Annotated in this window: 24 protein-coding genes and 1 other annotated feature; of the genes, 18 read left to right on the top strand and 6 right to left on the bottom strand. The window is 38.1% G+C overall.

Features of this window, described 5'->3' with window-relative positions:
• Positions 1 to 3: 3 nt before the first annotated feature.
• Complete coding sequence (locus OK414_RS25155; protein ID WP_016765738.1) at positions 4 to 636, bottom strand: hypothetical protein; 633 nt, start codon at positions 634 to 636, stop codon at positions 4 to 6.
• Positions 637 to 920: 284 nt separating this feature from the next.
• Here OK414_RS25155 and acsA point away from each other — a divergent pair, with 284 nt between their 5' ends.
• A complete protein-coding gene (acsA, locus tag OK414_RS25150) occupies positions 921 to 2636 on the top strand; it encodes an acetate--CoA ligase (RefSeq protein ID WP_034648635.1) in 1716 nt (571 codons plus the stop codon).
• Positions 2637 to 2775: 139 nt separating this feature from the next.
• Positions 2776 to 2986: a binding site (T-box leader), on the top strand.
• A gap of 75 nt (positions 2987 to 3061) precedes the next feature.
• Positions 3062 to 4321: a tyrosine--tRNA ligase gene (gene tyrS / locus OK414_RS25145; protein WP_013085222.1), complete on the top strand. Its 1260-nt coding sequence runs from the start codon at positions 3062 to 3064 to the stop codon at positions 4319 to 4321.
• A gap of 71 nt (positions 4322 to 4392) precedes the next feature.
• Here the strand turns inward: tyrS and rpsD are convergent, their stop codons facing one another.
• Together rpsD and OK414_RS25135 are read right to left on the bottom strand one after the other, a co-directional pair.
• Complete coding sequence (rpsD, locus tag OK414_RS25140) at positions 4393 to 4995, bottom strand: 30S ribosomal protein S4 (protein WP_013059485.1); 603 nt, start codon at positions 4993 to 4995, stop codon at positions 4393 to 4395.
• A 416-nt stretch (positions 4996 to 5411) separates the two neighbouring features.
• Entirely contained in the window at positions 5412 to 5891 is a 480-nt protein-coding gene (locus OK414_RS25135) for a GAF domain-containing protein (protein ID WP_095378903.1), read from the bottom strand.
• A 217-nt stretch (positions 5892 to 6108) separates the two neighbouring features.
• On the opposite strand from OK414_RS25135, the gene refZ reads away from it, so the two are divergent.
• The gene (gene refZ, locus OK414_RS25130) at positions 6109 to 6756 is read left to right on the top strand and encodes a forespore capture DNA-binding protein RefZ (protein WP_013085219.1); all 648 of its coding nucleotides are present in this window, start codon (positions 6109 to 6111) and stop codon (positions 6754 to 6756) included.
• Here the strand turns inward: refZ and hisJ are convergent.
• On the bottom strand, positions 6748 to 7542 hold the full coding sequence (gene hisJ / locus OK414_RS25125; RefSeq protein ID WP_013085218.1) for a histidinol-phosphatase HisJ: 795 nt from the start codon (positions 7540 to 7542) through the stop codon (positions 6748 to 6750). The genes refZ and hisJ overlap by 9 nt on opposite strands.
• Before the next feature lie 213 nt (positions 7543 to 7755).
• Here hisJ and ezrA point away from each other — a divergent pair, with 213 nt between their 5' ends.
• From ezrA to OK414_RS25100, 5 genes are all read left to right on the top strand, one after another.
• Positions 7756 to 9447: a septation ring formation regulator EzrA gene (gene ezrA, locus OK414_RS25120; RefSeq protein WP_016765733.1), complete on the top strand. Its 1692-nt coding sequence runs from the start codon at positions 7756 to 7758 to the stop codon at positions 9445 to 9447.
• Between the two features lie 271 nt (positions 9448 to 9718).
• Positions 9719 to 10861, top strand: a complete 1143-nt coding sequence (locus OK414_RS25115) for a cysteine desulfurase family protein (protein ID WP_016765732.1) — start codon at positions 9719 to 9721, stop codon at positions 10859 to 10861.
• A 6-nt stretch (positions 10862 to 10867) separates the two neighbouring features.
• The gene (gene thiI / locus OK414_RS25110) at positions 10868 to 12079 is read left to right on the top strand and encodes a tRNA uracil 4-sulfurtransferase ThiI (RefSeq protein WP_263045132.1); all 1212 of its coding nucleotides are present in this window, start codon (positions 10868 to 10870) and stop codon (positions 12077 to 12079) included.
• Between the two features lie 88 nt (positions 12080 to 12167).
• Positions 12168 to 12356: an alpha/beta-type small acid-soluble spore protein gene (locus tag OK414_RS25105; RefSeq protein WP_095378902.1), complete on the top strand. Its 189-nt coding sequence runs from the start codon at positions 12168 to 12170 to the stop codon at positions 12354 to 12356.
• Between the two features lie 123 nt (positions 12357 to 12479).
• The gene (locus OK414_RS25100; protein ID WP_095378900.1) at positions 12480 to 14072 is read left to right on the top strand and encodes an amidohydrolase; all 1593 of its coding nucleotides are present in this window, start codon (positions 12480 to 12482) and stop codon (positions 14070 to 14072) included.
• 23 nt (positions 14073 to 14095) lie between these two features.
• Here the strand turns inward: OK414_RS25100 and OK414_RS25095 are convergent, their stop codons facing one another.
• Positions 14096 to 14896, bottom strand: a complete 801-nt coding sequence (locus OK414_RS25095) for an NAD kinase (RefSeq protein WP_016765729.1) — start codon at positions 14894 to 14896, stop codon at positions 14096 to 14098.
• 149 nt (positions 14897 to 15045) lie between these two features.
• Between OK414_RS25095 and sppA the strand changes: the two genes are divergently transcribed.
• From sppA to OK414_RS25055, 8 genes are all read left to right on the top strand, one after another.
• Entirely contained in the window at positions 15046 to 16056 is a 1011-nt protein-coding gene (gene sppA, locus OK414_RS25090) for a signal peptide peptidase SppA (RefSeq protein ID WP_016765728.1), read from the top strand.
• Positions 16057 to 16066: 10 nt separating this feature from the next.
• The gene (locus OK414_RS25085) at positions 16067 to 16570 is read left to right on the top strand and encodes an RDD family protein (RefSeq protein WP_016765727.1); all 504 of its coding nucleotides are present in this window, start codon (positions 16067 to 16069) and stop codon (positions 16568 to 16570) included.
• Between the two features lie 406 nt (positions 16571 to 16976).
• Positions 16977 to 17675 carry a DUF2953 domain-containing protein gene (locus tag OK414_RS25080; protein WP_016765726.1) on the top strand — a complete coding sequence of 233 codons (699 nt, stop codon included), beginning with the start codon at positions 16977 to 16979 and terminating at the stop codon, positions 17673 to 17675.
• A 13-nt stretch (positions 17676 to 17688) separates the two neighbouring features.
• Positions 17689 to 18156 (top strand): GerW family sporulation protein, encoded by a 468-nt coding sequence (ytfJ, locus tag OK414_RS25075; protein WP_016765725.1) that lies wholly within the window; start codon positions 17689 to 17691, stop codon positions 18154 to 18156.
• Between the two features lie 177 nt (positions 18157 to 18333).
• Complete coding sequence (gene tpx / locus OK414_RS25070) at positions 18334 to 18828, top strand: thiol peroxidase (RefSeq protein ID WP_013059470.1); 495 nt, start codon at positions 18334 to 18336, stop codon at positions 18826 to 18828.
• A 147-nt stretch (positions 18829 to 18975) separates the two neighbouring features.
• Positions 18976 to 19968: a class I SAM-dependent methyltransferase gene (locus OK414_RS25065; RefSeq protein ID WP_013085210.1), complete on the top strand. Its 993-nt coding sequence runs from the start codon at positions 18976 to 18978 to the stop codon at positions 19966 to 19968.
• A gap of 196 nt (positions 19969 to 20164) precedes the next feature.
• Complete coding sequence (locus tag OK414_RS25060) at positions 20165 to 21355, top strand: acetate kinase (protein ID WP_013059468.1); 1191 nt, start codon at positions 20165 to 20167, stop codon at positions 21353 to 21355.
• 228 nt (positions 21356 to 21583) lie between these two features.
• A complete protein-coding gene (locus OK414_RS25055) occupies positions 21584 to 22429 on the top strand; it encodes an EcsC family protein (protein ID WP_234943467.1) in 846 nt (281 codons plus the stop codon).
• Between the two features lie 25 nt (positions 22430 to 22454).
• Here the strand turns inward: OK414_RS25055 and OK414_RS25050 are convergent, their stop codons facing one another.
• Complete coding sequence (locus OK414_RS25050) at positions 22455 to 22769, bottom strand: hypothetical protein (protein ID WP_034648645.1); 315 nt, start codon at positions 22767 to 22769, stop codon at positions 22455 to 22457.
• A 314-nt stretch (positions 22770 to 23083) separates the two neighbouring features.
• On the opposite strand from OK414_RS25050, the gene OK414_RS25045 reads away from it, so the two are divergent.
• Both OK414_RS25045 and argH read left to right on the top strand, forming a co-directional pair.
• Positions 23084 to 24292 (top strand): argininosuccinate synthase, encoded by a 1209-nt coding sequence (locus tag OK414_RS25045; protein WP_013059465.1) that lies wholly within the window; start codon positions 23084 to 23086, stop codon positions 24290 to 24292.
• Entirely contained in the window at positions 24289 to 25677 is a 1389-nt protein-coding gene (argH, locus tag OK414_RS25040; protein ID WP_013059464.1) for an argininosuccinate lyase, read from the top strand. The genes OK414_RS25045 and argH overlap by 4 nt, the downstream gene beginning before the upstream one ends.
• Positions 25678 to 25791 lie beyond the last annotated feature (114 nt).

The following is a 25791-nucleotide window of genomic DNA, read 5'->3' as shown; positions in this document are numbered from 1 at the left end:
AGCTTAATACATAAAGCGATTTCGAAAGCGCAGGCTATCAAATTCTTGCATGCTTTCTTGAGGTACTCTTCTCCCAATTCTTACCATCAAACAATTAGCAGGGTGGGAGCTGATTTCCGGATCATCTGTGGCAAACCACGTAAGTCCGCCTTTATTCATCATTTTCTCCATAATTTTGCGGTAATCCCACACATTTAGCCCTGTTCCTTTTAAATCCCAATGCCAGTAATATTCTGTCGTAATGACAATATAATCTTCCATTGCATCATCCATCATAGATACGATAAGCAAGTTTTTACCAACAGCGTAGCTGCGAAATGGAGCAGCTACCTCTATAGCTCCTAATTCGATTAAATTCTCCATATTTCCTTCCGACCATCGTTCTAGAGGATCGGGATATAAAAAGGTTACGTAACCAATGATTGTATGATGATGGCGAGCAATAATGATTCTACCTTCAGGCAAGTTGGCAATCTCGATCAATGCTTCTTTTTGCTGTTCAGGTGGACGAAAGGCCGTTAGTTGCTCATGAAAATCAAGTTGTTGCAAGGTCTGTGAGGAGACAGGTCCTTCAATAACAATTGCTCCAACAGCTGTTTTTAGTTCTTTCATATTGTATGTTTGGGAATGTTTCACATGAATCACCACCTTCAAGCAGTCTTATCTGTATTATAATATAAAAAAAACTCTGTATTAAAGCGTTTTCAAAAAATTAAATAAAAGAAAAGGAGTTTTTTTAAAAACATAGAATAGAAAATTAAAAGAGATTCTTGTTAATTCGACACTTATATAAACAAGGTTGTCATATAACAAGGGAGACTATTATCCCAATTCCGACAAATAATTTTTATAAAATTGTGAAAAGTCTATTTTTGTTATATAATAGGTTTGTAAATTTTATACATAAGGGGGAGTTTGTGATGAAGGTGGAAGCGCTTCCTGTAATTGAAGGGGTATACAACTTACAGGACTACGATAAAACGTATCAAACCTTTGACTGGTCACAAGTGGAGAAGGAATTTTCATGGCATGAAACAGGTAAATTAAATGCAGCTTATGAAGCAATTGATAAGCACGCAAACTCTACGCGTAAAAATAAAGTTGCGCTTTATTATCGAGATGCGCAGCGCAATGAAAAATATACATTCAAAGAAATGAAAGAATGGTCAAACAAAGCCGCAAACGTGCTAAAACAAGCAGACGTAGAGAAGGGAGATCGCGTGTTTATTTTTATGCCTCGCTCTCCGGAACTTTATTTTGCATTGTTAGGAGCGGTGAAGCTTGGCGCTATTGTTGGGCCTTTATTTGAAGCGTTCATGGAAGGTGCAGTAAAAGATCGTTTGCAAGACAGTGATGCAAAAGTGTTAATTACAACGCCTGAACTGCTGAGCCGCGTTCCGGTGAAAGATTTGCCAGCTTTAAAACACATTCTCCTTGTAGGGGGAAATGTAGAAGAAGAAGGCATTCAACTAGATTTTCTAAAGCGATTAGAAGCGGCGAATAAAGAGGTGGAAATTGAGTGGGTAGATAGAACAGATGGTATGCTGCTTCATTATACATCAGGTTCAACTGGCAAACCAAAAGGCGTACTTCATGTTCACAACGCAATGCTTCAGCACTATCAAACTGCAAAGTGGGTACTCGACTTAAAAGATGACGATGTGTATTGGTGTACAGCAGATCCCGGTTGGGTAACGGGGACTTCCTATGGAATTTTTGGTCCTTGGCTTGCTGGAGCAACCAATGTGATTGTAGGAGGACGCTTTAGTCCAGATGCATGGTATCAAGCACTTGAAGATTTTGGCGTAACGGTTTGGTACAGTGCACCTACAGCTTTTCGTATGCTAATGGGTGCTGGTGATGACTTAGTTAAACGCTATGATTTAAGCAATCTCAGACATGTATTAAGTGTGGGAGAACCGTTAAATCCTGAAGTGGTACGCTGGGGAATGAAGGTGTTCCAAAAACGTATTCATGATACGTGGTGGATGACTGAAACTGGCGGTCAGACGATTTGTAATTATCCGTCCATGAAAATTAAGCCAGGATCTATGGGGAAACCAATTCCAGGCGTACAAGCAGCAATCGTTGACGATCAAGGGCAAGAGCTTCCACCTTATCGAATGGGGAACTTAGCAATTAAAAAAGGCTGGCCATCTATGATGCATACGATTTGGAACAACAAAGAAAAGTATGAGTCATATTTTATGCCAGGTGATTGGTACGTATCAGGTGATTCGGCGTATATGGATGAAGAAGGTTATTTTTGGTTCCAAGGCCGAATCGATGATGTTATTATGACGGCAGGAGAACGCGTGGGTCCATTTGAAGTAGAAAGTAAGCTTGTTGAACATCCTGCTGTAGCAGAAGCGGGTGTTATTGGTAAGCCTGACCCTGTGCGCGGGGAAATTATTAAAGCATTTATCGCACTTAGAGATGGGTATGAATCTTCAGATGAACTGATTGAAGATATTCGTCAATTTGTGAAAAAAGGGTTAGCTGCTCATGCAGCCCCGCGTGAAATCGAGTTTAAAGATAAGCTACCTAAAACACGAAGTGGTAAAATTATGCGTCGCGTTTTAAAAGCGTGGGAATTAGATTTGCCAACGGGCGATTTGTCAACGATGGAAGACTAAGGAGTAAATGTTTCAATCTTTGTAGGGAAAATAAGTGATTTTTATAAAGTTCAAACAGCCAGCTGTTTGAACTTTTTTTTGGACTTGAATTTTAAAATAAAATCATTCATAATTGTGGGGTGTAAACTTTTAAATAAAATAAACTGCAGTGATAGGAAGAAGTAATACTTGTCTCCCTGTTTAAGAGAGCTGATGGTTGCTGAAAATCAGTACATAGACAAATATGAAATACGTCCTTGAGCATCTTTTGTGAACTTACAGTAGCAAAAGACGGGTAGACCGTTACATCATTTAAGTGGGAAATAATTTATTTCCAAATAGGGTGGTACCGCGATATTTTCGTCCCTTCTTTTTTAAGAAGGGGCGTTTTTTATGTTGTTCAACAAATTGTAACGAGCAATTAGATAAAGGAGAGAATATATAACATGGATATTTTACAAGATCTTGAGTTTCGAGGGCTCATTAACCAACAAACGGATGAAAAAGGTTTAAGTGAACTTTTGAGTAAAGAGTCTGTTCGTTTGTACTGTGGATTCGATCCGACAGCCGACAGCCTTCACATCGGCCACATGCTTCCTGTTTTAATTTTGCGTCGCTTTCAACAAGCTGGCCACCAACCAATTGCATTAGTTGGTGGAGGTACGGGGCTTATTGGAGATCCAAGCGGTAAAAAAGCAGAGCGTACATTAAATGAAAAAGAAACGGTTGCCATGTTTAGTGAGCGTATTAAAGGTCAGCTTTCACGCTTCTTAGATTTCGAAGAAGGTGAAAATGCAGCAGTTATTGCAAATAACTATGACTGGATTGGCTCATTAGATGTTATTACATTCCTACGAGATATCGGTAAAAACTTTGGTATTAACTATATGATGGCAAAGGATTCTGTTCAATCTCGTATCGAATCAGGCATTTCATTTACGGAATTTAGCTACATGATTTTACAATCATACGATTTCTTGAATTTATACCAAACATATAACTGTAAGCTTCAAATTGGCGGCAGCGACCAATGGGGAAATATTACAGCTGGCTTAGAATTAATTCGTAAATCAGAAGAAGATGCAAAAGCATTTGGATTAACAGTTCCGCTTGTAACAAAAGCGGACGGGACGAAGTTCGGTAAAACAGAAGGCGGAGCAATTTGGTTAGATCCTGAAAAAACAAGTCCGTATGAATTCTACCAATTCTGGATTAATACAGATGATCGTGATGTTATAAAATATTTAAAATACTTTACATTCTTATCACACGAGGAAATTAATGAATTAGCAGCTTCTGCAAAAGAAGCTCCTGAAAAACGCGAAGCACAAAAAGCACTAGCGGCAGCGATGACTACGCTTGTACACGGTGAAGAAGCTCTTGAGCAAGCAATTCGTATTTCGCAAGCTTTATTTAGCGGAAGTATTTCAGAATTAACAGCAGAAGAAATTAAGCAAGGATTCAAGGATGTTCCTTCTTACACGCATACAGGTGAAGATATTGGTTTAATTGATTTACTTGTAGAAAGTAAAATTTCTCCTTCTAAACGTCAAGCACGTGAAGATATTTCAAACGGCGCGATTTACTTAAATGGTGAGCGTGAACAAGATTTACAAAAAACAGTAGGTGCAGAAGACCGTATTGAAGGTCAATTCACAGTGATTCGTCGAGGCAAGAAAAAATATACGCTTATTCAATACGCATAAAAAAAGGCCGAAAGGCCTTTTTTTTATATAGATAGCAAAAAAGCCGCTCCATAAGGAACGGCTTTTTACTATTAACGAGAGTAGAACTCTACGATTAGTGCTTCGTTGATTTCAGCAGATAATTCAGAACGCTCTGGTAAACGAGTGAATGTACCTTCTAATTTCTCAGCGTCTACTGTTAAGTAGTCTGGTACGAAGTTGTTAACTTCAAGCGCTTCTTTCACGATTGAAAGGTTGCGAGATTTTTCGCGAACACCGATCACTTGACCAGGTTGTACACGGTAAGATGGGATGTCAACGCGTTTACCGTCAACTAAAACGTGACCGTGGTTAACTAATTGACGAGCTTGACGACGAGTGCGTGCAAGACCCATACGGTATACTAAGTTATCAAGACGAGCTTCTAAAAGAATCATGAAGTTCTCACCGTGCTTACCAGTTAATTTACCAGCAGCAACGAATAAGTTACGGAATTGACGCTCAGTTACACCATACATGTGGCGTAATTTTTGCTTTTCTTGTAATTGTAAACCGTACTCAGAAATTTTCTTACGTTGACCTGGGCCGTGTGGACCTGGAGCGTAAGGGCGTTTTTCTAATTCTTTACCTGTACCACTTAGAGAAAGACCTAAGCGACGAGAGATTTTCCAACTTGGACCTGTATAACGAGCCATGATGACTCCTCCTTGTTTGTGTTTTTATTTTATGCAAAACAAAAACAGACACATTCTAGCGATATGCTCATTTTGTTTTCATGTACCATCGCTCTAGCAGCAGAGAGTTACACGATACACCATCTTGTTAAAAGAATTGCTACTTCTGTAAAACAACCTTTTAATGAGGAACAAAATGAAAAAACATAAAGAAGATTGTATAAGCTGCAATATTTCACACAACGAGTATTATAGGTGTTTCCTCGTATAAAGTCAAGGAAGATTGAAGATTAAAAGAATGTAAAAGAAAGGATATATTCTTTTGAAGTATGAAAGGAGAAGAAAGAACATAAGAAAACGGTGGTGATGGGCTAATCAAACGTTTGTTTAATAAGCAAAAACCGCTGATTTGCAGCGGTTTTTTTGCTTATTCATATTCAAAGAAAAGAAGTGAGTTCTTTGACGAATTCTTCAAGATACTGTTGATCGATTTCATCAAAGCGATTTTTGATTGGACTGTCAATATCAAGAACACCTAAAAGTTTACCGTCTTTTACCATTGGTACAACAATTTCAGATTGAGAAGCGGCATCACATGCAATGTGGCCAGGGAATGCATGAACATCTTCAATTCGCTCTATTCTTTGATTTTGAGCTGCTGTACCGCATACGCCTTTTCCAAGTGGAATGCGAACACAAGCCGGCAGCCCCTGGAAAGGGCCCAGTACTAACTCGCCGTCTTCCATTAAATAAAAGCCTACCCAGTTTACTTCATTTAAAAATTGATTTAGTAACGCTGAAGCATTTGCTAGATTAGCAATTGTATTACTTTCTCCTTCTAATAAGGCACGTAATTGCTTAATTACTAATTCATAATCCTTTTGTTTTGAGCCGCTGTAGTTTTCGACATTAAACAATGTATTCTCCTCCATTCAACATAAGATTTAATGAGTTTTTATCAGGAAACGTCAGTTTTAACGCTACTTTGTCGATAAAAGATTACAGGAACTAAAAAGCCTATCACGAATTATGTAGAGAGGCTACTAAAATCCTTTTTAAATACTGTAACGATTTCTACACAATTTTGCAATCATATGTGTTTTGTAAAAATAAATCGAAATGAGGTGTAGATAGATGGCTGTACAGTCAAAAACGAAAGAGAAAATTATTGATGCGGCTGTTTCTCTTTTTAACGTAAAAGGTTTTGATGGTACGTCGGTGCGCGAGATTGCAGGAAAAGCGAAAGTGAACGTAGCGAATATTTCATATTATTTTCATAGCAAAGAAGGATTGCTTGAAAGTTTAGTGATTTCTTATTTTGAAGGTTATATTGCGGTACTGGAGCAAGCATTCCAAGAAATGAAAAAGCTGTCTTCAACAGAAAGTATGATCGTGATGATTCGAGCTATCTTACATTACCAGCACGAAAATAGGCATATTGCCCGGCTCGTATATAGAGAAATCTCTCTTGACACGATTTTAATTCGAGAAGTTATGACTACGTATTTAACCAAGGAAAAGTACTACTTAAAAACAATCCTTGAAAGAGGGATGAAAGAAAAGGAATTTCGAAAGCTGCACGTTTCCTTTACAATCATTGAGCTTAAGGGCATGCTGTCTATGCCTTATCTTCATCCTCAGTACCTAAGTGAAGTTCTTCATATATTGCCTCACGAACCGTATTTTGTTCAGCAATATGCGATTGAGCTTGAGCAATGGGTGCACACTACGGTATGTTTGCCATATGAACGGACAAACAAACTGCGCGTTCAATTATCCTAAATGGAGCTCTCCATAGCCTTGGCCTAAATCCTTCGCACAGTGGGCATCTGACCCATATACGAGAGGGATTTTTTTCTGTTGGGCTGCTTTTACGACAAAGGGAGCTGGATACGCTTCCTTGCACAAAGGCTTAAACAACCCTGCACCATTATAATCCAAAGCCAGATCTTTCATTTTTATTTCATCGAGTATTGCTAAAATAATAGGTGAAAGTGTGTCTTCATATGGAAAGCGAGTTTGAAATTTATGTACGAGCGTCATATGACCAATGCGCTTAGGCTTATAAACGCCTAAATTGGCCTGTACAGAGCGTAATACGGTGTTGTAATACTTATCATATACTTTGCTTACGCTGCCAAACTTCTGTACAATATGTGCAAATACGTCAGCGCTAAAATCTAGGCAATCATATCCTTCTTCATGTTTTAAGAAGTGGACAGAAAGTATGCTGTCATCGAGATAAGGACCATATTCGTTTAAGAAATCTGTTGTTTCGTGTTCAAATCCTTCAATAAAGTCAACTTCCAATCCGATATTAATACGAATATCGGGCTCAAATTCTTTTTTAACTTGCTGTACGTTTTGAATGTAGCGATCAAGTTTGTCAGGATCCATTCCGCTGTCGCGATCAGGCGTCGGATCACTGAAGCTTTTTGGTAATGGAGCATGCTCTGTAAACGAAATCTCGCAAAAGTTCAGGGAAATCGCCTGTTCAACATATTGTTGCAATGAATCAGGTGAGCCGTGTGGGCAAAATGGAGTATGAATATGTTTGTCAACTTTCATAAAAAATGCCTCCTTTTTTCTTCTTTTTCCATTGTAACGACACAAAGTGACTCCATGCCAATATTTTGTATAAAAAAATTTAATTTTTTGCTCAAAAGTTGGACTTTACATGGTATCATAAAAACATTGACGCAAAAAAATTTAAAGGATTAAATTGACCCTTTTTATAAATAAGAAACTTGTCATGTAGAACGCACTGTAAGGGGGCTTAGTATGGAATTCATTATAGCACTAATCATACTTATTATCGGATTAGTTGTGTACGGAATGTTTTCACGTAAAAAGATTTATCAAGAAATTGATCGCCTGGAAACGATCAAAGTCGAATTAGCAAATACGCCAGTTGCAGAGGAAATTTCAAAAGTAAAAGAATTGAACATGACAGGTCAAACTGAAGAGCTATTTGAACGTTGGCGTGAGCAGTGGGATGAAATTATATCAACTAATCTCCCGAAAATTGATAAAGAACTGTTTGAAACGGAAGAAGCAGCGGATAAATACCGATTTAAAAAAGCGAAGCAGTTATCTATACATATTGATCAAGCCTTAGAACAAACCAAGATAGATATTGAAAACATACTTACTGAACTTCAAAATTTAATTGGTAGCGAACAAGATAATCGATATGATATTGAGGAATTAAATCAGCTTCACCGCCATGTGAAGAAAAAATTGCTCGCACATCGGTATTCCTATGGAAATGCTGAAAAAACGTTAGAATACGCAATTAATACGTCTAAAGAGCAGTTTAAAAAATACGAGGAAGAGACGATTAACGGAAACTATCTTCAAGCACGTGAGATTGTTCTTCAATTAAAAACTGATTTAACAGCTATTGATTCGTATTTAGAACAAATTCCAAAAGTGTTAGTTGAGTGTCAGACCACTCTTCCTGTTCAGTTCAATGAACTGCTTGACGGGTTCCACGAAATGAGTGAGCAGGGATATGTGTTAGATCATCTGCAAGTAGAAGAAACGGTAGAGCTTTTAAAACAAGAAACTGCTGAAATTATTGCAGATATTGAAGAATTATATGTGGAAGAAGCGATTACAAAACTAGATGATGTGAACGAACGCTTAGAGCAGTTATATGACTCACTTGAGCATGAGGTTTTCTCCTATCATAAAATGAACCGTGAATCTCATACGGTATCTAACTTCCTTCGTATGCTTCAAGAACGAAACCGTGAACTTCGTGAAGAAACGCTATTTGTACAGCAAAGCTATCATTTTAAAGAGCGCGATTTAGACGTATATTATAAAATGGACCGCGAACTAAAACGATTGACTAACTTGTACTATAATATTTCGGACAAGGTGGCGGAGCACAATTTAGCCTACAGTGTGATCCAAGAAGAACTCGAAGACGTTTCCAAACAGCTTAACCAATTAAAAGAATCTCAGGAATCCTATAGCGATATGCTACAAGCTCTTCGCAAAGATGAGCTCTCAGCTAAGGACAAAATAGAAGAACTGAAATCTCAGTTGATTGAAGCACGACGCCTTATTCAAAAAAGCAACCTTCCTGGTGTTCCTGAAGAATATAAAGTGCAGCTTGAAAAAACGGTTCATATCTTAAATGAAGTAACCGCTAAGCTGAAAGAAAAACCGCTTAATATTCAAGCTGTTCAATCTTTACTTGAAGATGCTGTTGGTTTTGTTCAGGATACATTTGATGAAACAGAGGCAATGTTAGAAGAAGCGCGACTCGTTGAAAGAGTGATTCAATACGGTAACCGCTATAGAAGTACTCATCACTCAATTGCACAGTCTTTAGAAGAAGCAGAAGAAGCATTTCGTCATTATGAATACAAAGAAGCATTAAAACAGGCATCTGCAGCTATTGAGCAAGTAGATCCCGGTGCGCTGGATCGTATACAGCGTATTGTATCTTCACAGAGTTAAAAAGCTCGTGTCCTTTGGACACGAGCTTTTTTATGATGCTTTTCTTTGCATACTATCTCGTATCTCTTTCAATGCTAATGGTATAGTCTATAAATACGGCAGCAACTGTTAGGATAAGCAAGGGGAGACCTTGCTTATAAAGTGGCAAATAGCTTTGAAAAGATCGTCTATCCTTGTTATGATTACTAAGGCAAAACCTAATTTAAAAAAGTATTAAGGTATGTTATGATAATACGTTGTTCCGAAAAAATGAAGAAGGGGGCGCGCATCCTTGATTTATTTAGATAATAGCGCTACAACAAAACCCTATAACGAAGTCATACAATCTTTTACCAAAGTAGCTACAACTTATTATGGCAATCCATCCTCCCTCCATCAGTTTGGCGTACAGGCGGAGAATTTGTTGAGCCGTTCGCGTGAGCAAGTAGCAGAATTGCTGCACGTATCGTCAAATGAAATTATCTTTACATCTGGAGGAACGGAAGGAAATAATTTGGCTATTAAAGGCGTAGCGATGCAATATAAAAGCCGAGGTCAGCATATCATTACGACAAATATTGAACATGATTCTGTTCATGAACCATTCAAGCAGTTAGAAGTCCTAGGATTTAACGTTACGTATGTTCCGGTAGATTCCAGTGGTTTTGTATCACCTGCGGCTATTGAATCAGCTATTACGGATGAAACCATTTTAGTATCTGTTATGCATGTAAATAATGAGATTGGCACCATTCAGCCAATTGAAGAAATTGGACAGATGCTGACGAACTATTCCAAGGTGCTTTTTCACGTCGATCATGTGCAGGGGATTGGAAAAGTTCCGCTTTCTTTAGCGGATCATAAAATTGATTTATGCACATTATCAGGGCACAAAATTCACGGCTTAAAAGGGACGGGAATTTTATATAAACGAAATGGAGTTCAGCTTCATCCGCTGCTTAGCGGAGGCTCTCAGGAAATGCAGCATCGATCAGGCACGGAAAATGTGCCGGGAATCGTAGCATTTGCTAAAGCACTTCGTTTAACACTTGAACATGCTGCTCAAAATCAGCAAAAAATGCGGGAAATAAAAGCAGAACTGATGGACAAACTTTCTGCTCACGAAAGAATCACGGTTAATACGCCGAATGAGCATTCGGCACCTCATATTATAAATTTTACAGCACAAGGTATTAAAGGTGAGGTTTTTGTTCACGCTCTTGAAGAAAAAGGAGTGTTTGTATCCACTACATCAGCTTGCTCATCAAAGCGAAAAAAGCCAAGCAAAACGCTTTTAGCTATCGGTAAAAATTACGAAGAAGCCGATCAATCCATTCGATTAAGCTTGTCAGGCTTAAATGATTATAATGAAGTAACGCCCATTGTAAATGCTATTTTCACAGTAATTGAAGATCTAAAGAAAGTAATGAGGTAAATGATTATGATATATAACCATATTTTAATTCGGTACGGAGAAATCTCAACCAAAGGACAAAATAGAAAAAAATTTGTTGCCCAGCTAAGAAAAAATATCGTAACGGCTCTTAGTGCATTCCAAAATATTCACGTAAAATACACAAGAGACCGCATGTATATTCACTTAAACGGTGAAAATCACGAGCCTATCGTCGAACGTCTTCAGCAAATCTTTGGTATTCAAAGCTTTAGTTTAGCATTAAAAGTTGAAAATGAGCTTGAAGCGATTCAAGAAGCAGCGTTAGAAGCAATGAAAGAATTTGATATAAAAGGAAAAACATTCAAAGTATCTACTCGGAGAGCGTATAAACAATTTCCTCTTGATACAAACGAATTAAATTATGCAGTAGGAAGTCATATTCTACGAAATACAGAGCATCTAAAGGTAAACGTAAAAGAACCAAGCGTAAATGTACGAGTAGAAGTGAGAAGTGAAGCAACGTATATTACATGTTTTGATTATCGCGGAGCAGGAGGTCTTCCAGTTGGTACGAGTGGAAAAGCGATGCTGATGCTTTCTGGAGGAATTGACAGCCCGGTTGCAGGATACTTAGCCATGAAGCGCGGTTTAGAAATAGAAGCGGTTCATTTTTACAGTCCGCCTTTTACAAGTGAACGTTCTAAGCAAAAGGTCATCGATTTAACGCAAAAATTAACGGCTTATCACGAAAAAGTAAAGCTTCACATTGTACCGTTTACAGCTGTACAGCAAGCGATTCAAAAGCAAATTCCAGAGAATTATACCATGACCTCTACACGCCGTATGATGCTTCGAATCACGGACCTTATTCGTGAAAAAAATGAATCGTTAGCTATCGTAACTGGCGACAGCTTAGGGCAAGTAGCTAGTCAAACGGTTGAGAGCATGTATGCGATTAATGAAGTGACTAATACGCCAATTTTGCGTCCGCTTGTAACAATGGATAAAACGGAGATTGTTGAAATTGCCCGCAAAATTGATACACATGAAATTTCGAATCGACCGTATGAAGACTGCTGTACAATTTTTACGCCAAGCTCACCAAAAACGAAGCCAAAGCGTGAAAAAATAAATCGATACGAACAATTTTATGATTTTGAAACATTAATTCAAGAAGCGGTAAATAATGTAGAAACGCTTGAGATGACAGCTTCTTCGGCTACAAATACCGCAGACAGCGTAGAAGATTTATTTTAAAAGTTAAATTTCATAAAATTACCAAAAAAATAATGTATGATGCCATGTGTTTTGACACAATCTATATTCAACAAGGAGGTGAAAACACATGGCAAACAGAAACAAATTAGTAGCTCCTGGTTCAGCAGCTGCTATCGACCAAATGAAATACGAAATCGCTTCTGAATTCGGTGTAAATCTTGGACCAGAAGCAACAGCTCGCGCTAACGGATCTGTTGGTGGAGAAATCACTAAACGCTTAGTTCAAATGGCTGAGCAACAACTTGGTGGTAAATAAGTCATATTAACTAAATAATGATGGCTAAAAAGAGTGGGGGAAACCTCACTCTTTTGTCTTGTTTGTTTTGTCACGTATAATAGAGACAAGATCAAGCTTTATAAAGTAAAGGAGATGTTGGCGATGGGGACTTTATTTTACGGAGGCAAAATATATACGATGCTAAAAGAAGATGAGCATGTAGAAAGCGTATATATTGAAAAAGGATTCATTGAAGATATAGGCGCAGAAGAAGATCTAAGAATCAAATGGGGTGCTGAGATTGACAATGAAGTACACCTCAAGGGATATCCAATGTATCCGGGCTTTGTAGATAGCCATCTTCACTTAATTGGTCATGGTGAAAAGCTCATTAGGCTTGATTTGTCTCAAGCTACTTCTAGGGAAGACGTGCTGATGCGCGTTCGGCAAAAAGTAGAGAGTACACCAAAAGGAGAATGGGTAATTGGAGAAGGTTGGGATGAAAATCAGTGGGAAGATTCCTCTTTGATTCACTATCAAGATCTTGATCAACTTTCAACAGAACATCCTATTATGTTGAAGCGAGTCTGTCGTCACGGATTAGTAGTAAACGGGACTGCTCTTAAAATAGCCGGGATTACAGCTGAAACACGCGACCCGGAAGGAGGTATTATCCAGAGGGATGAAGCGGGAAATCCTACTGGTTTTTTGGCTGATCAAGCGCAAGAATTAGTAACGGCTCATATTCCTCAAGTAACGGAAGCATACATTCGACAAGCTCTTTCAGTAGCTATTAAAGATTGTGTTCAGTACGGATTGACGGGTGGACATACGGAAGATTTAAATTATTATGGAGGCTTTTTGCGTACATATCAAGCATTTCAAGACGTTATTCATAAAGAAAAGCAGCTGTTTCGTGCTCATTTACTTGTTCATCATGAAGCTGTAGATGATATGTATACATACGTTGAAGAAAAGAAAGACACATCCGCTTTTATTGAAATAGGGCCAATGAAGATTTTTGCTGATGGTTCGCTCGGCAGTCAATCTGCTCTTTTAAGCTTTCCATACAAAAGCGACCCTTCTACAAGAGGTGTAGCTATTCAATCACTCGATGAATTAAAACAGCTAGTGAGAAAAGCGAGGGAATTGAATATGACCGTTGCAATTCATGCGATTGGTGATTTAGCGTTTCAATATGTAGTAGAAAGCATCGAACAATATCCTCCTCAAACAGGGCAAAGAGATCGTATTATTCATGCGCAAATCCTACGAAAAGATTTAGTTGATCGTGTAAAAAAGCTCCCGGTTGTGCTGGATATCCAGCCTCGGTTTTTAGCCAGTGATTTTCCATGGGTTATTGAAAAAATTGGAGAAGAGCATTTGGACTATTGCTATGCGTGGAAAACGTTATTGGACGAGGGCGTTATGTGTGCAGGCGGATCGGATGCGCCTATTGAACCTATCAATCCCATGTTAACGATTCATGCAGCAGTTTCTAGAAAAACTTCTCCGAACAGCTCGGTCGTTTACATACCTTCTGAGCGACTCACTGTATTTGAAGCTGTTCAGCTGTTTACATTAGGAAGCGCGCAGGCCATTCATCAAGAGCATAAAAAAGGATATATTCAAAAAGACTATGTAGCTGATTTTACCGTATTAGAAAGAGATCTGTTTGAGATACCTGCAGATGATATTCCAGGGGTACAGGTGCAGATGACTGCTATTAATGGAGAAATTGTATATCAAAAATAAAAAGCGCCCAAGGGCGCTTTTTATTATAGAAACGTACGCTTAACTCTTTGCCAGAAAGAGTTATCTTTCAGCTTAACCGTTTTAATTTGACGGTCGCTTAAACGAATTTGAACTTGATCAACTTGACGTGCATTTAATGCTTCGTTATCTATTCCAATAATTGGACTGTGATTGTTGTCATTGGATAGTTTTAAAGTGAGCGTATGCTCAGCGCTTAGAATGAATGAAGATCCTAATGTACGATAGTTATTATTATTTAACGATGCCAATTCGCTGACTTGCATACAAGGAATTAACGGATCAACTACGGCTCCACTTACCGATTTATTATAAGCCGTACTGCCTGTTGGTGTTGAAATAATCATCCCATCCCCACGGAATGTTTCAAAGTGATTTTCATTAATAAAAACATCTAGACTGAGTGTTTTTATAACTCCTGATCGAATCGAACATTCATTTAAGCAATAAAAAGAAGTTCCTTGATCAATTTGAGTTTGTAAAACGGGAAATCGACGTACTTCTATATTTTCTGTCGTAATAGCTTCAATCATTTTATCCGTTTCATCGATATGAAAATCGCAGTAAAAGCTTAGTTGATCTGAAGTTGTGACACCAGCATATAAGCAGTCATCTCGAAAGCCAGATTGACGGACAGCCTGTAAGAAAGCTCCGTCACCGCCAATACTTACAATGATGCTAGCGCTGTCGAAATGATCTACTACTTGAAAGTCATATTGTTTTGCAAGTTCAATAAGTGGACTTACGAGCGCCTTTGTTTCCTGGTTTTTTGGATGAAAGAAATAAACGTTGCGACGATTTGGCATAGATAGTTCCCCCTTGTTTGTCTGATATGTAAAATATTAGCGATAAAGTAAACTTTTTAAAAAAAGTTTGTTACAATAATTATAGCATTATTGCTTTAAGAATTAAAAGAATAATCTTTTAATTCTGACACCTAAAAAGGAGGATTTTCATGAATAAAAAAAGGTGGATTGCTCTTTTAATTGCGGCCTGCTTATTCATTTTTTCTGCGATTGTTAATATTGGTTTTTCAGTCAAAGAAGAAAAAGATGACGGTCTGGCAGGCATCTTTGGAGGAGACGACAGCGAACTATCAGAAACAGTTATTGAAAAAGGGAATGCAGCTAAGAAAATTGCAGTGCTAGAGGTCAATGGAACGATTCAAGATACAGGAAGCGGTTCCTCTCCGCTTATGTCCCAAAATGGTTATAACCACCAAGCATTTTTAAAGCAGCTAGAGGCTGCAAAAAATGATAAGACAGTTAAAGGAGTCATTATTAAGGTGAATTCACCGGGCGGCGGCGTCGTTGAAAGTGCTGAAATACATAAAAAAATTGAAGAGCTGAAGAAAGAAACGAAAAAGCCAGTGTATATTTCAATGGGATCAATGGCTGCTTCAGGAGGCTATTACATTTCAACAGCGGCTAACAAAATCTATGCAATCCCGGACACTTTAACAGGTTCACTAGGTGTAATTATGCAAAGCGTTAACTACGGCAAGCTGGCTGATAAACTAGGAGTAGAATCTGTCGTGATTAAAAGCGGAGCTCATAAAGATATTATGTCTCCAACAAGAGAAATGACCGGAGAAGAAAAAGAAATTATGCAAACACTTGTAGACAACTCGTACGATGGTTTTGTCAATGTTATCTCTGAGGGACGTCACTTGTCTAAAGAAAAAGTGCGTTCTATCGCAGATGGACGAGTGTACGATGGACGTCAGGCTAAAGAGCTGAAGCTGGTCGATCAACTAGGCTATTTTGAAGATGCGGTAACAGGAATGGAGAAAGATTATAAGTTAAAAGGTGCACAAGTAATTCAATACAATCAAGGATTCGGACTGCCTTCTTGGCTTTCAATGAGCATGCAAAAAGTAATAGGTGGAGATGAACAAGTTACTGCAATGTTAAAAACATTTGCGCAGCCAAGCTCTCCGCGTCTGATGTATTTATATGCAGAATAGAGGTGGGAACATGGAAAATCAGTCTCATTCAACCGAATCAAACGACAATATAAAACATGAGCCAGCGGTAAGTACGCCAATAGGTAGTGACTTCCATTATGCAGGCTTTTGGATGCGCTTTTGGGCATATCTTTTAGATCTAGCTGTGGTAGCTAGCTTGAACTCTCTGCTGATCAAGCCTATTTTCCATTTAGCAGGTATTTCTCGAGGAGATGGATTTTTTTCTCCCTATACGATTGTAACGGTTATTATCTTTTATGGTTATTTTGTTTTAATGACCAAGTATTTTGGACAAACGCTTGGAAAGATGGTGTTTGGGCTTAAAGTAGTATCGCTGAAAGACTCCACTTTAACTTGGCCTGTTGTGCTGTTTCGTGAAGGAGTTGGACGCTATATTTCTAAAACAGTTTTTTTACTTGGCTATTTATTAGTTGCGTTTTTACCTAAGAAGCAAGGAGCACACGATTACTACGCAGATACAACTGTCATACATGAAGGTACAATCAGCAGATAATCAAAAGAGGCTAGAATAAAAGGATTTTAGACGAAGTGAAAAACGAACCATTGATCAAGACTTTTGATTAGTGGTTCGTTTTTTTATGGTAAACGCAGGTTTTATTAGTTTAGATTCTTCTAGCTGCTGAGTGGAGGGCAAGGCGAAGACTCCTGCAGGAAAAGCGGAGCAGGTGAGGCCCCACAGGAGTGTATGCGACGAGGAGGCTCAGCGCCCGTCCGCGGAAAGCGAAGTCTTGCACGGAAATCAACTGCTGTGTCACAAGCGGTTCAGCTCATGTATCCCATTTGTTCGTCCTGAGATTGGATTCATTTCGTTATATCTCATCAACTTCTTTTTATTGTTTCCATAAGGTTTAATATTCTGTGTTTTGGAGATAATGTGAAGCTAAGAAGGAGTGAAGGATGTGCTATGGCTTTTATGGATATTGCTAGCACTTTTAATTGTTATTATACTTATTATATGGACAAAAATCACGCTGTTTGTAGATCTTCACCATGTCCGAGATAACGATTATTACAGAGTGAGACTCAGGGCTTGGTTTGGTCTTATTCGCTATACATATGAAATTCCGGTAGTGAAAGTGAAAAAAGATTCTCCTCGTTTGCTTGTTGAAAAGAAGAAAGGAATGGGTGATCAAGGAAAAGAAGACGAGAATTCATGGAGTGATTATTCTGTAGAAGACGGGCTAAGCATGTTAGAAAATGCGAAGCAATTCCTTGAACAGGTAGTCGGTTTTCATAAAATTTTTCGTCGTTTCTTACAGAAAGTGACGGTAAGTGATATTAGATGGCACAGCCGTTTCGGCTTAGGTGACGCTGCGTTAACAGGCGTCCTTACCGGGGCTGTGTGGTCTGCAAAGGGGGGCATAGTTGGTATAATCAGCCGTTATATGAAATTAAAAGATATGCCTGTCATGAGCGTTACTCCTGTATTTCAACATCTTTGGTCAGAAACGGTATTTGAGTGCATAATTTCTTTTCGAGTTGGTCAAGCTATTCTAGTAGGTTTACGGACCTTGAGATACTGGCGGCATACGTCCAAAAAGCGTCGCAAAAGATGGAAGTCGTCAAATAAGAACAAGACACACTCTGTGAAAACATAAGGAGGTTATCTTAATGGCAGAACATCCAATTAAAAGTTTAATGTCGACAGCTATGGAAAATTTAAAGGAAATGATTGATGTTAATACAATCATTGGTGATCCTGTAGAAACACCTGATGGCAGTGTTATTTTAACTGTATCAAAAGTAGGGTTTGGTTTTGCAGCGGGCGGAAGCGAGTTTGGAGTAGAAGGGCATGCACCATCTTCTCCAGGACAGCATCAGCAAGAATCAAGTCATCCGTTTGGCGGAGGAAGCGGTGGCGGTGTATCAATTACGCCCATCGCCTTTTTAATTGTGAGTGGAAGCGGAATTAAAATGCTTCACCTTAACGAAAGTACACATTTATATGAAAAGATTCTAGATACAGCACCTCAAGCAATTGAACGCGTGCAGCAAATGTTCAAGCGCAACAATCATCAGCAGGATCAGCACAATCAACAAAATCAGCATCATGACAGTTCAAATGATTTTAATTTGTAGAAATAATATAAAGCTTTGCCTGCTTCTTTAAATCGTAAAAGAAGCAGGCAAAGTCTTTTTTTATTGCGCTTATTTTTTAGGATACAGCTCCATGTTTTGTATGTCATTTAATTGCAATATAGAGACAGACAAGCTAATATGAACAGTGTACATACTTATTTAAAGGAGGAATTATTCGTGACTAAATTTAAAGGTAACGATGTAACATTATTAGGAAATCAAGTGAAGGTTGGAGACAAGGCGCCAAACTTTACGGTTTTAGCAAATGATTTATCAGAAGTAACGCTTGACAGCACAAAGGGTTCTGTTCGCCTAATCAGTGTAGTTCCTTCTATTGATACTGGAGTTTGTGATGCGCAAACTCGCCGCTTCAACGAAGAAGCAGCTAAATTAGATAACGTAAAAGTATTAACAGTAAGCGTAGATTTACCTTTTGCTCAAAAGCGCTGGTGCGGTGCTAATGGCATTGATAATGTTCAAACTTTATCTGACCACCGCGACTTATCTTTCGGAGAAGCATATGGTGTAGCTATTCAAGAATTACGCTTATTAGCTCGTTCAATCTTTGTAGTAGACTCAAATGACAACGTAACGTATGTTGAGTACTTACCAGAAGTAACTGAGCATCCGAACTACGAAGCGGCAATCGAAGCAGCTAAAACAGCTAAGTAAGATTGTCAGTGGCGTTCGGCAGAAGGCGGAAAACAATGTTTTTCGCCTTCTTTGTGTTTTAAGAAGTTTTTATGATAAAATATGATGTTCCAAATAGGACGTTTACTCATTTATATAGATATTATTTCATTACACAGGAGGCAGAATATGAGTCAGTTAGCTAGTATGGAAAAGCTATTTGGTGTAATTGATCAAACAGCTATTATTTTAAGAAAAGAACTAAACTGCGTATATTTAGAAGCAGTAGCTGAAACGGGAGAAAATTTGTTTCAAGGAACTATTTTACAAGAAGAGCTAGATGAGGTAACTAAAAAACGTTTAAAAAAAGAATACGATTCAATCACGCTTGATCATTTTGAAAAAGAAACGATTCGAAAAGCGTATCAGCTAGCTATTTTAAAAGGCATGAAAGAAGCAGTTCAGCCTAACCACCAAATGACGCCTGATGCTGTAGGACTATTTGTCAGCTATCTAGTTGGAAAGTTCATGGCAGGAAAAGATAAATATACGCTTTTAGATCCCGCAGTAGGAGCAGGGAACTTATTAACAACCATTTTAAACACACACGCTGCGTCAATTGAACACGTATACGGTGTAGACGTGGATGATTTATTACTTCAATTAACATATGTAAATGCAAATTTACAGAAGCACGGCGTTCAATTATTCAATCAAGACAGCTTACAGCCGCTTTTTATTGATCCTGTTGATTTAGTTGTCTGTGACCTTCCGGTTGGTTATTATCCAAACGACGAAGGGGTAAAAGAGTATAAGGTAAGAGCTGAAGAAGGTCACACCTATGCTCATCACTTATTTATTGAACAAAGCTTGCGTCATGTAAAAGATGGAGGATACGTAGTAGCCCTTATTCCAAATAACTTGTTTGAATCTGAACAGTCTCATTTATTACAGCCGTTGCTAAAAGAGGAAGCAATCGTGCAAGGGATTATTCAGCTGCCACTTTCAATGTTCAAACAAGAGCAGGCTGCTAAAAGTATTATGGTTCTTCAAAAGCAGGGAGAAGGAGTAACAGCACCTGAGAACGCGCTGCTTGTGAATTTGCCGAAGTTCAGTAATCGGGAAGCAATGAGTGATATTATGGCTCAAATGGACCAATGGTTCCGAGTGAATAAAAAGTAAGTCTTTTTCGAAAATAATGAATATTTTCCGGTAGCGTTTTCATGGTGTATAGCTCTTGAAATCTATTGTCGTGAATGATTAAATGAATAAGGATAGAAATCGTGTCGAAATGCATAGAATATTGTAGAGATTACACTTTTATGTTCTGTTCGTTATGTTTATGATGCACGTATAATAAAGAAGGAGCTGTTTTTTTATGTCAAAAATCATGGCAATCAACGCCGGCAGTTCTTCACTTAAGTTTCAATTATTTGAAATGCCAAGTGAGACGGTATTAACAAAAGGTTTAGTAGAACGAATTGGTTTAGATAACGCTGTTTTCACGATCTCGGTAAATGGTGAAAAACAAACGGATATTACAGAAATCCCTGACCATGCTGTTGCAGTTAAAATTTTAGTTGAAAAGTTACTTTCTCAAAACATCATTCAATCATACGATGAAATCACTGGTGTAGGTCACCGTGTAGTACACGGCGGAGAGAAATTTGCTGATTCTGTTTTAATCACAGATGAAACACTAGCGGAAATTGAAGCTTTATCTGATTTAGCACCGCTTCACAACCCAGCAAACATTGTGGGAATTAAAGCGTTCCAAGATATTCTTCCAAATGTTCCAGCTGTAGCAGTTTTCGATACAGCATTCCATCAAACAATGCCAGAAAAATCATTCTTGTACAGCTTACCGTACGAGTACTATGAAAAGTATGGCGTTCGTAAATACGGTTTCCACGGCACATCTCATAAATATGTTTCTGAGCGTGCAGCTGAGCTTCTTGGCCGTCCGATCGAACAATTGCGCTTAATTTCTTGTCACTTAGGTAACGGTGCAAGTATCGCTGCAATTGAAGGCGGCAAGTCAATTGATACATCAATGGGCTTCACGCCATTAGCTGGTGTAGCAATGGGAACTCGTTCAGGTAACATTGACCCTGCATTAATTCCATTTATTATGGAGAAAACAGGAAAAACTGCTGACGAAGTATTAAATGTATTAAATAAAGAAAGTGGTCTTTTAGGTGTATCTGGTATTTCTAGTGACCTACGCGATCTAATCAAAGCAAGCGCTGAAGGCAATGAACGCGCTGAAACAGCACTTGAAGTATTTGCTAGCCGTATTCATAAATATATCGGTTCTTATGCTGCTCGTATGTCTGGTGTAGATGCAATCATCTTCACAGCAGGTATTGGAGAAAACAGTGATGTTGTACGTGCTCGCGTTCTTCGCGGTTTAGAGTTCATGGGCGTTTATTGGGATCCAGCTTTAAATAGTGTACAAGGAGAAGAAGCATTTATTAGCTACCCTCATTCTCCAGTTAAAGTTATGGTTATTCCTACAGACGAAGAAGTTATGATTGCACGTGACGTTACTCGTTTAGCGAATATTTAAGTTCATAAAGTGCCTCTTCAATGCATGAATTCTCATAAATTGTCAGGCAAACTAACGAAAAGCTGATTTCCTTGTTAGGAAATCAGCTTTTTTATATAGCGTAAGTAGCTAACGATTGAAAGAAGGTTTACAACGTATAGAAGAAAGAAATAATATAGGAAGCAAAATGTAACGGATGCATTATTTGTTATAATAAAAATAAAACTACTTATTTCTTGAAAGGGTGACATGATGATACTAACGAATCGCGAAGAACAGCTTTTAGAAGAAATCTATAAATGGGAAGAGAGCTTACAGAGTGTAGAAGCAACTGAGATGGAGTTATTGTACGAAGAGTGGTTAGAAAAAGGGCTTAACTTAATTCCAGCTTCTGTTCGTGAGACCTATTTACATAAAATTGATGAAGGACTCTTTCAGTTAACCGCATTAATTCAAGGTACGGAAATGCAAACTCAAGCGACAAAACGAATTATTGAAACCGCTCGTGTATTCAAAGAGGATATCACAGAGCTGTCAGAAATGAATTCCCTTCAAGTAGATCAGCTTTCTTATATATGCGAACAGCAAATGGCCAAGCTTCGGTTGTATGCGCTGAGTCAAGGAGCACTTTCAGGAACGGGACAATCGCTGCTAGTCGGTATTGATATACCTGCTGTTTTATGCATGAATATTCAAGCGGTGCAACAGGCAGCAATGAGCTACGGCTATCATATCCAGACTCCTTCAGAGCTTATGCTAACGCTAAAAGTGTTCCATGCAGCAACGTTACCTAGACACCTTCAGGCTGAGGGTTGGCATCAATTAAAGGGTGAGTTAAGCCAAGAATTTGACCCGTATTTTTATGAAGGTGTTGATCAAATTGTAGATAAAACGTGGCTGCAAAAAATCGTTGTACAAATTGGGAAAACGCTAGCTATATTTGCTGCGAAGCGAAAAGTTTATAATCGTTTGCCAATTGTGAGTATGATGGTTGGCGGAGGGATGAATTATCGAATGGCCAAACAAGTGACAGATTATGCGAAGCGCTTTTACCAATACCGCTATTTGCTGGATAAGAAAAACGAGTCTCATTAATTTTTCATGAGACTCGTTTTTTTGTCTATCCGTGAACTTCTTTTGATATTTCCTCATTTGTTCGATACCAAATCCACAAATCATTAATAATAGAAGCAAGTTCTCCTATCTCGCTATTTAATTCACAGGAGCGGATAAAATTAGTCTCATCTTCTAACGCCGCTTGTTTTTGATTAATACTCTTTTCTAAAGATTGAATTTTGTCTGGAATCTGCCCCCGAATGGATTCCCATGTTAGGAGGATATCCTGCTGAACTTTTTCAGAATAGAATGTCCATTCTCTTTCGAGAGCAGGAATTTTTATACCGAGTCTGTTGTCATAAGTAAAAAAGTGCTCCATTTTTTCACCTCTTCCCTTCCATTTTATACAATGACAAAAGCCAGAGCTACTGTAAGTGAAAAATAAATCATTTATACTTGATTTATGCATATAAATATACACAGTATGTAAGAAAGGCATATTCATTCATGTCTATTTTTACAGTATTTTAAGAGATTTTACCCTATTAAATTAAAATAAATGTGAATTTATATACTTTTTTTTGAATAACTATTGAAAATAGATTAAAAAGTTGTTAAAGTAATAGTAGATTAAATGAATAAAAATTAAAACGGTTGTATTAATATATATATAATTTGTAGGAGGAATAGATAATGAGTAATCCAAAAGTTGTTTTAGCATATTCCGGAGGTTTAGATACATCAGTTGCAATTAAATGGTTACAGGAAAAAGGGTACGATGTGGTAGCTTGCTGTTTAGATGTAGGCGAAGGAAAAGATTTAAAATTCGTTAAAGAAAAAGCATTAACAGTTGGAGCAGTATCATCATATGTGATTGATGCAAAAGAAGAATATGCCAATACATTTGCGTTAGCAGCACTTCAAGCACACACATTATATGAAGGAAAATATCCATTAGTATCTGCACTATCTAGACCGCTAATCGCTAAAAAGCTTGTAGAAGTAGCAGAGCAAGAAAATGCAGTAGCTGTCGCACATGGATGTACGGGAAAAGGAAATGACCAAGTGCGTTTCGAAGTATCAATTAAAGCATTAAATCCACACTTAGAAGTTTTAGCTCCTGTTCGTGATTGGAAATGGTCTCGTGAAGAAGAAATCGAGTATGCAAAAGAAAAGAATATTCCAATTCCAATTAACTTAGACAGCCCATTTTCAATTGACCAAAACTTGTGGGGAAGAAGTAACGAGTGTGGCGTTCTTGAAGATCCTTGGGCAGCTCCACCTGAAGAAGCATATGACCTAACGGCTTCTCTTGAAAACACTCCGGACACAGCGGATGTAGTAGAAATTGAATTCGTTGAAGGTGTTCCAGTATCATTAAATGGTCAATCTTACACGCTAGCTCAGTTAATTCTAGAATTGAATGAAATTGCAGGTAAGCACGGAGTCGGACGTATTGATCATGTAGAAAACCGTCTTGTGGGAATTAAATCACGTGAAGTGTATGAGTGTCCAGCTGCTATGACATTAATTAAAGCACACAAAGAGCTTGAAGATTTAACATTAGTGAAAGAAGTAGCGCACTTTAAACCAGTGATTGAAAAAAAATTAACAGAAGTTATCTATGAAGGTTTATGGTTCTCTCCATTAACAAATTCACTGCTTGCATTCTTAAAAGATACACAGCAATATGTGAACGGAACAGTGAGAGTAAAACTATTTAAAGGGCATGCTATCGTAGAGGGACGTAAATCTCCTAATTCTTTATACAATGAAAAACTTGCAACATATACAAAAGAAGATGAATTTGATCACAATGCAGCAGTTGGTTTCATCTCATTATGGGGACTTCCAACACAAGTGAGCAGCATGGTAAATCAAAAGAAGGTGACAACGGTATGACCAAACTTTGGGGAGGGCGTTTTACAAAACGCCCTGAACAATGGATTGACGAGTTCGGTGCGTCGATTTCATTTGATCAGCATCTTGTAGAAGAAGATATTGAAGGCAGTTTAGCACATGTAACAATGCTTGAGAAATGCAGTATTCTTTCTGGAGATGAAGCGTCACAAATTAAAAAAGGCCTTCAAACACTGCTTGAAAAAGCTAAGAAGAAAGAATTAACATTTTCTGCTCAATATGAAGATATTCATTTGAATTTAGAAAAGTTATTAATTGATGAAATTGGTCCGGTTGGAGGGAAGCTTCATACGGGTCGAAGCCGTAATGATCAAGTTGCTACAGATATGCACTTATATTTAAAAAAGCATGTTCAGCAAATTGTAGGTCTGATTGAAAATCTAGAAGATGTATTGCTTACAAAAGCAGATCAGCATGTTGAAACCATTTTTCCAGGCTACACACATTTGCAGCGCGCGCAGCCGGTTTCTTTTGCTCATCATTTAATGGCTTATGTTTCAATGTTCAAGCGCGATGCTGAACGTTATGCAGAATCGCTGAAGCGTATTGATTTATCTCCTTTGGGAGCAGGAGCTTTAGCTGGTACAACATTCCCAATTGATCGTCACTATAGCGCTGAGCTTCTAGGCTTTAATGGGATTTATCAAAACAGTATGGATGCTGTCAGCGATCGTGACTTTATTTTAGAGTTTTTAAGCAACAGTTCTATTTTAATGATGCATTTATCTCGTTTTTGTGAAGAGTTAATTTTATGGTCTAGTCAAGAATTTCAATTTATTGAAATGGATGATACGTACGCAACGGGCAGCAGTATTATGCCTCAAAAGAAAAATCCTGATATGGCGGAGTTAATTCGTGGTAAAACAGGACGAGTATATGGTCATTTATTTAGCCTATTGACTGTGTTAAAAGGCACGCCTTTAACATACAACAAAGACTTGCAAGAAGATAAAGAAGGCATGTTCGATACGGTTACAACGATTGAAGGATGTTTGACCATTTTTGCTGGCATGATCGAAACAATGACAGTAAAAACAAATGTTATGGAAAAAGCTACGAAACAAGATTTTTCAAATGCAACGGAGTTAGCTGACTATCTTGCTTCAAAAGGTATGCCGTTTCGTGAAGCACATGAAGTGGTTGGGAAACTGGTTCTCGTTTGTATTCAGAAAAATATCTACCTAATGGATTTGCCGCTTGAACAATATAAGGAAGCGTCAGATTTATTCGAGGAAGACATCTATCATGTATTAAGTCCAAAAACAGCTGTTAATCGCCGCAATAGCGCGGGAGGAACAGGATTTGAACAAGTAAAAAAAGCAATTCAGCTAGCTAAAGATGAATTGCATGAAAAAACATCGATATAAAAAAGTTATCAAAACGTCCGCAGAAAAATCTGCGGGCGTTTTTTGATGTGAGATAAATGGTATAACTAGAGCATTTAAGAAGAAAATAGAAAAGATCAAGTAAGGGATTATGAA

The sequence above is a fragment of the Priestia sp. JV24 genome, from assembly GCF_025910025.1.
Taxonomy (GTDB): Bacteria; Bacillota; Bacilli; order Bacillales; family Bacillaceae_H; genus Priestia; species Priestia megaterium.
This window is presented reverse-complemented; position numbering and strand designations above follow the sequence as displayed.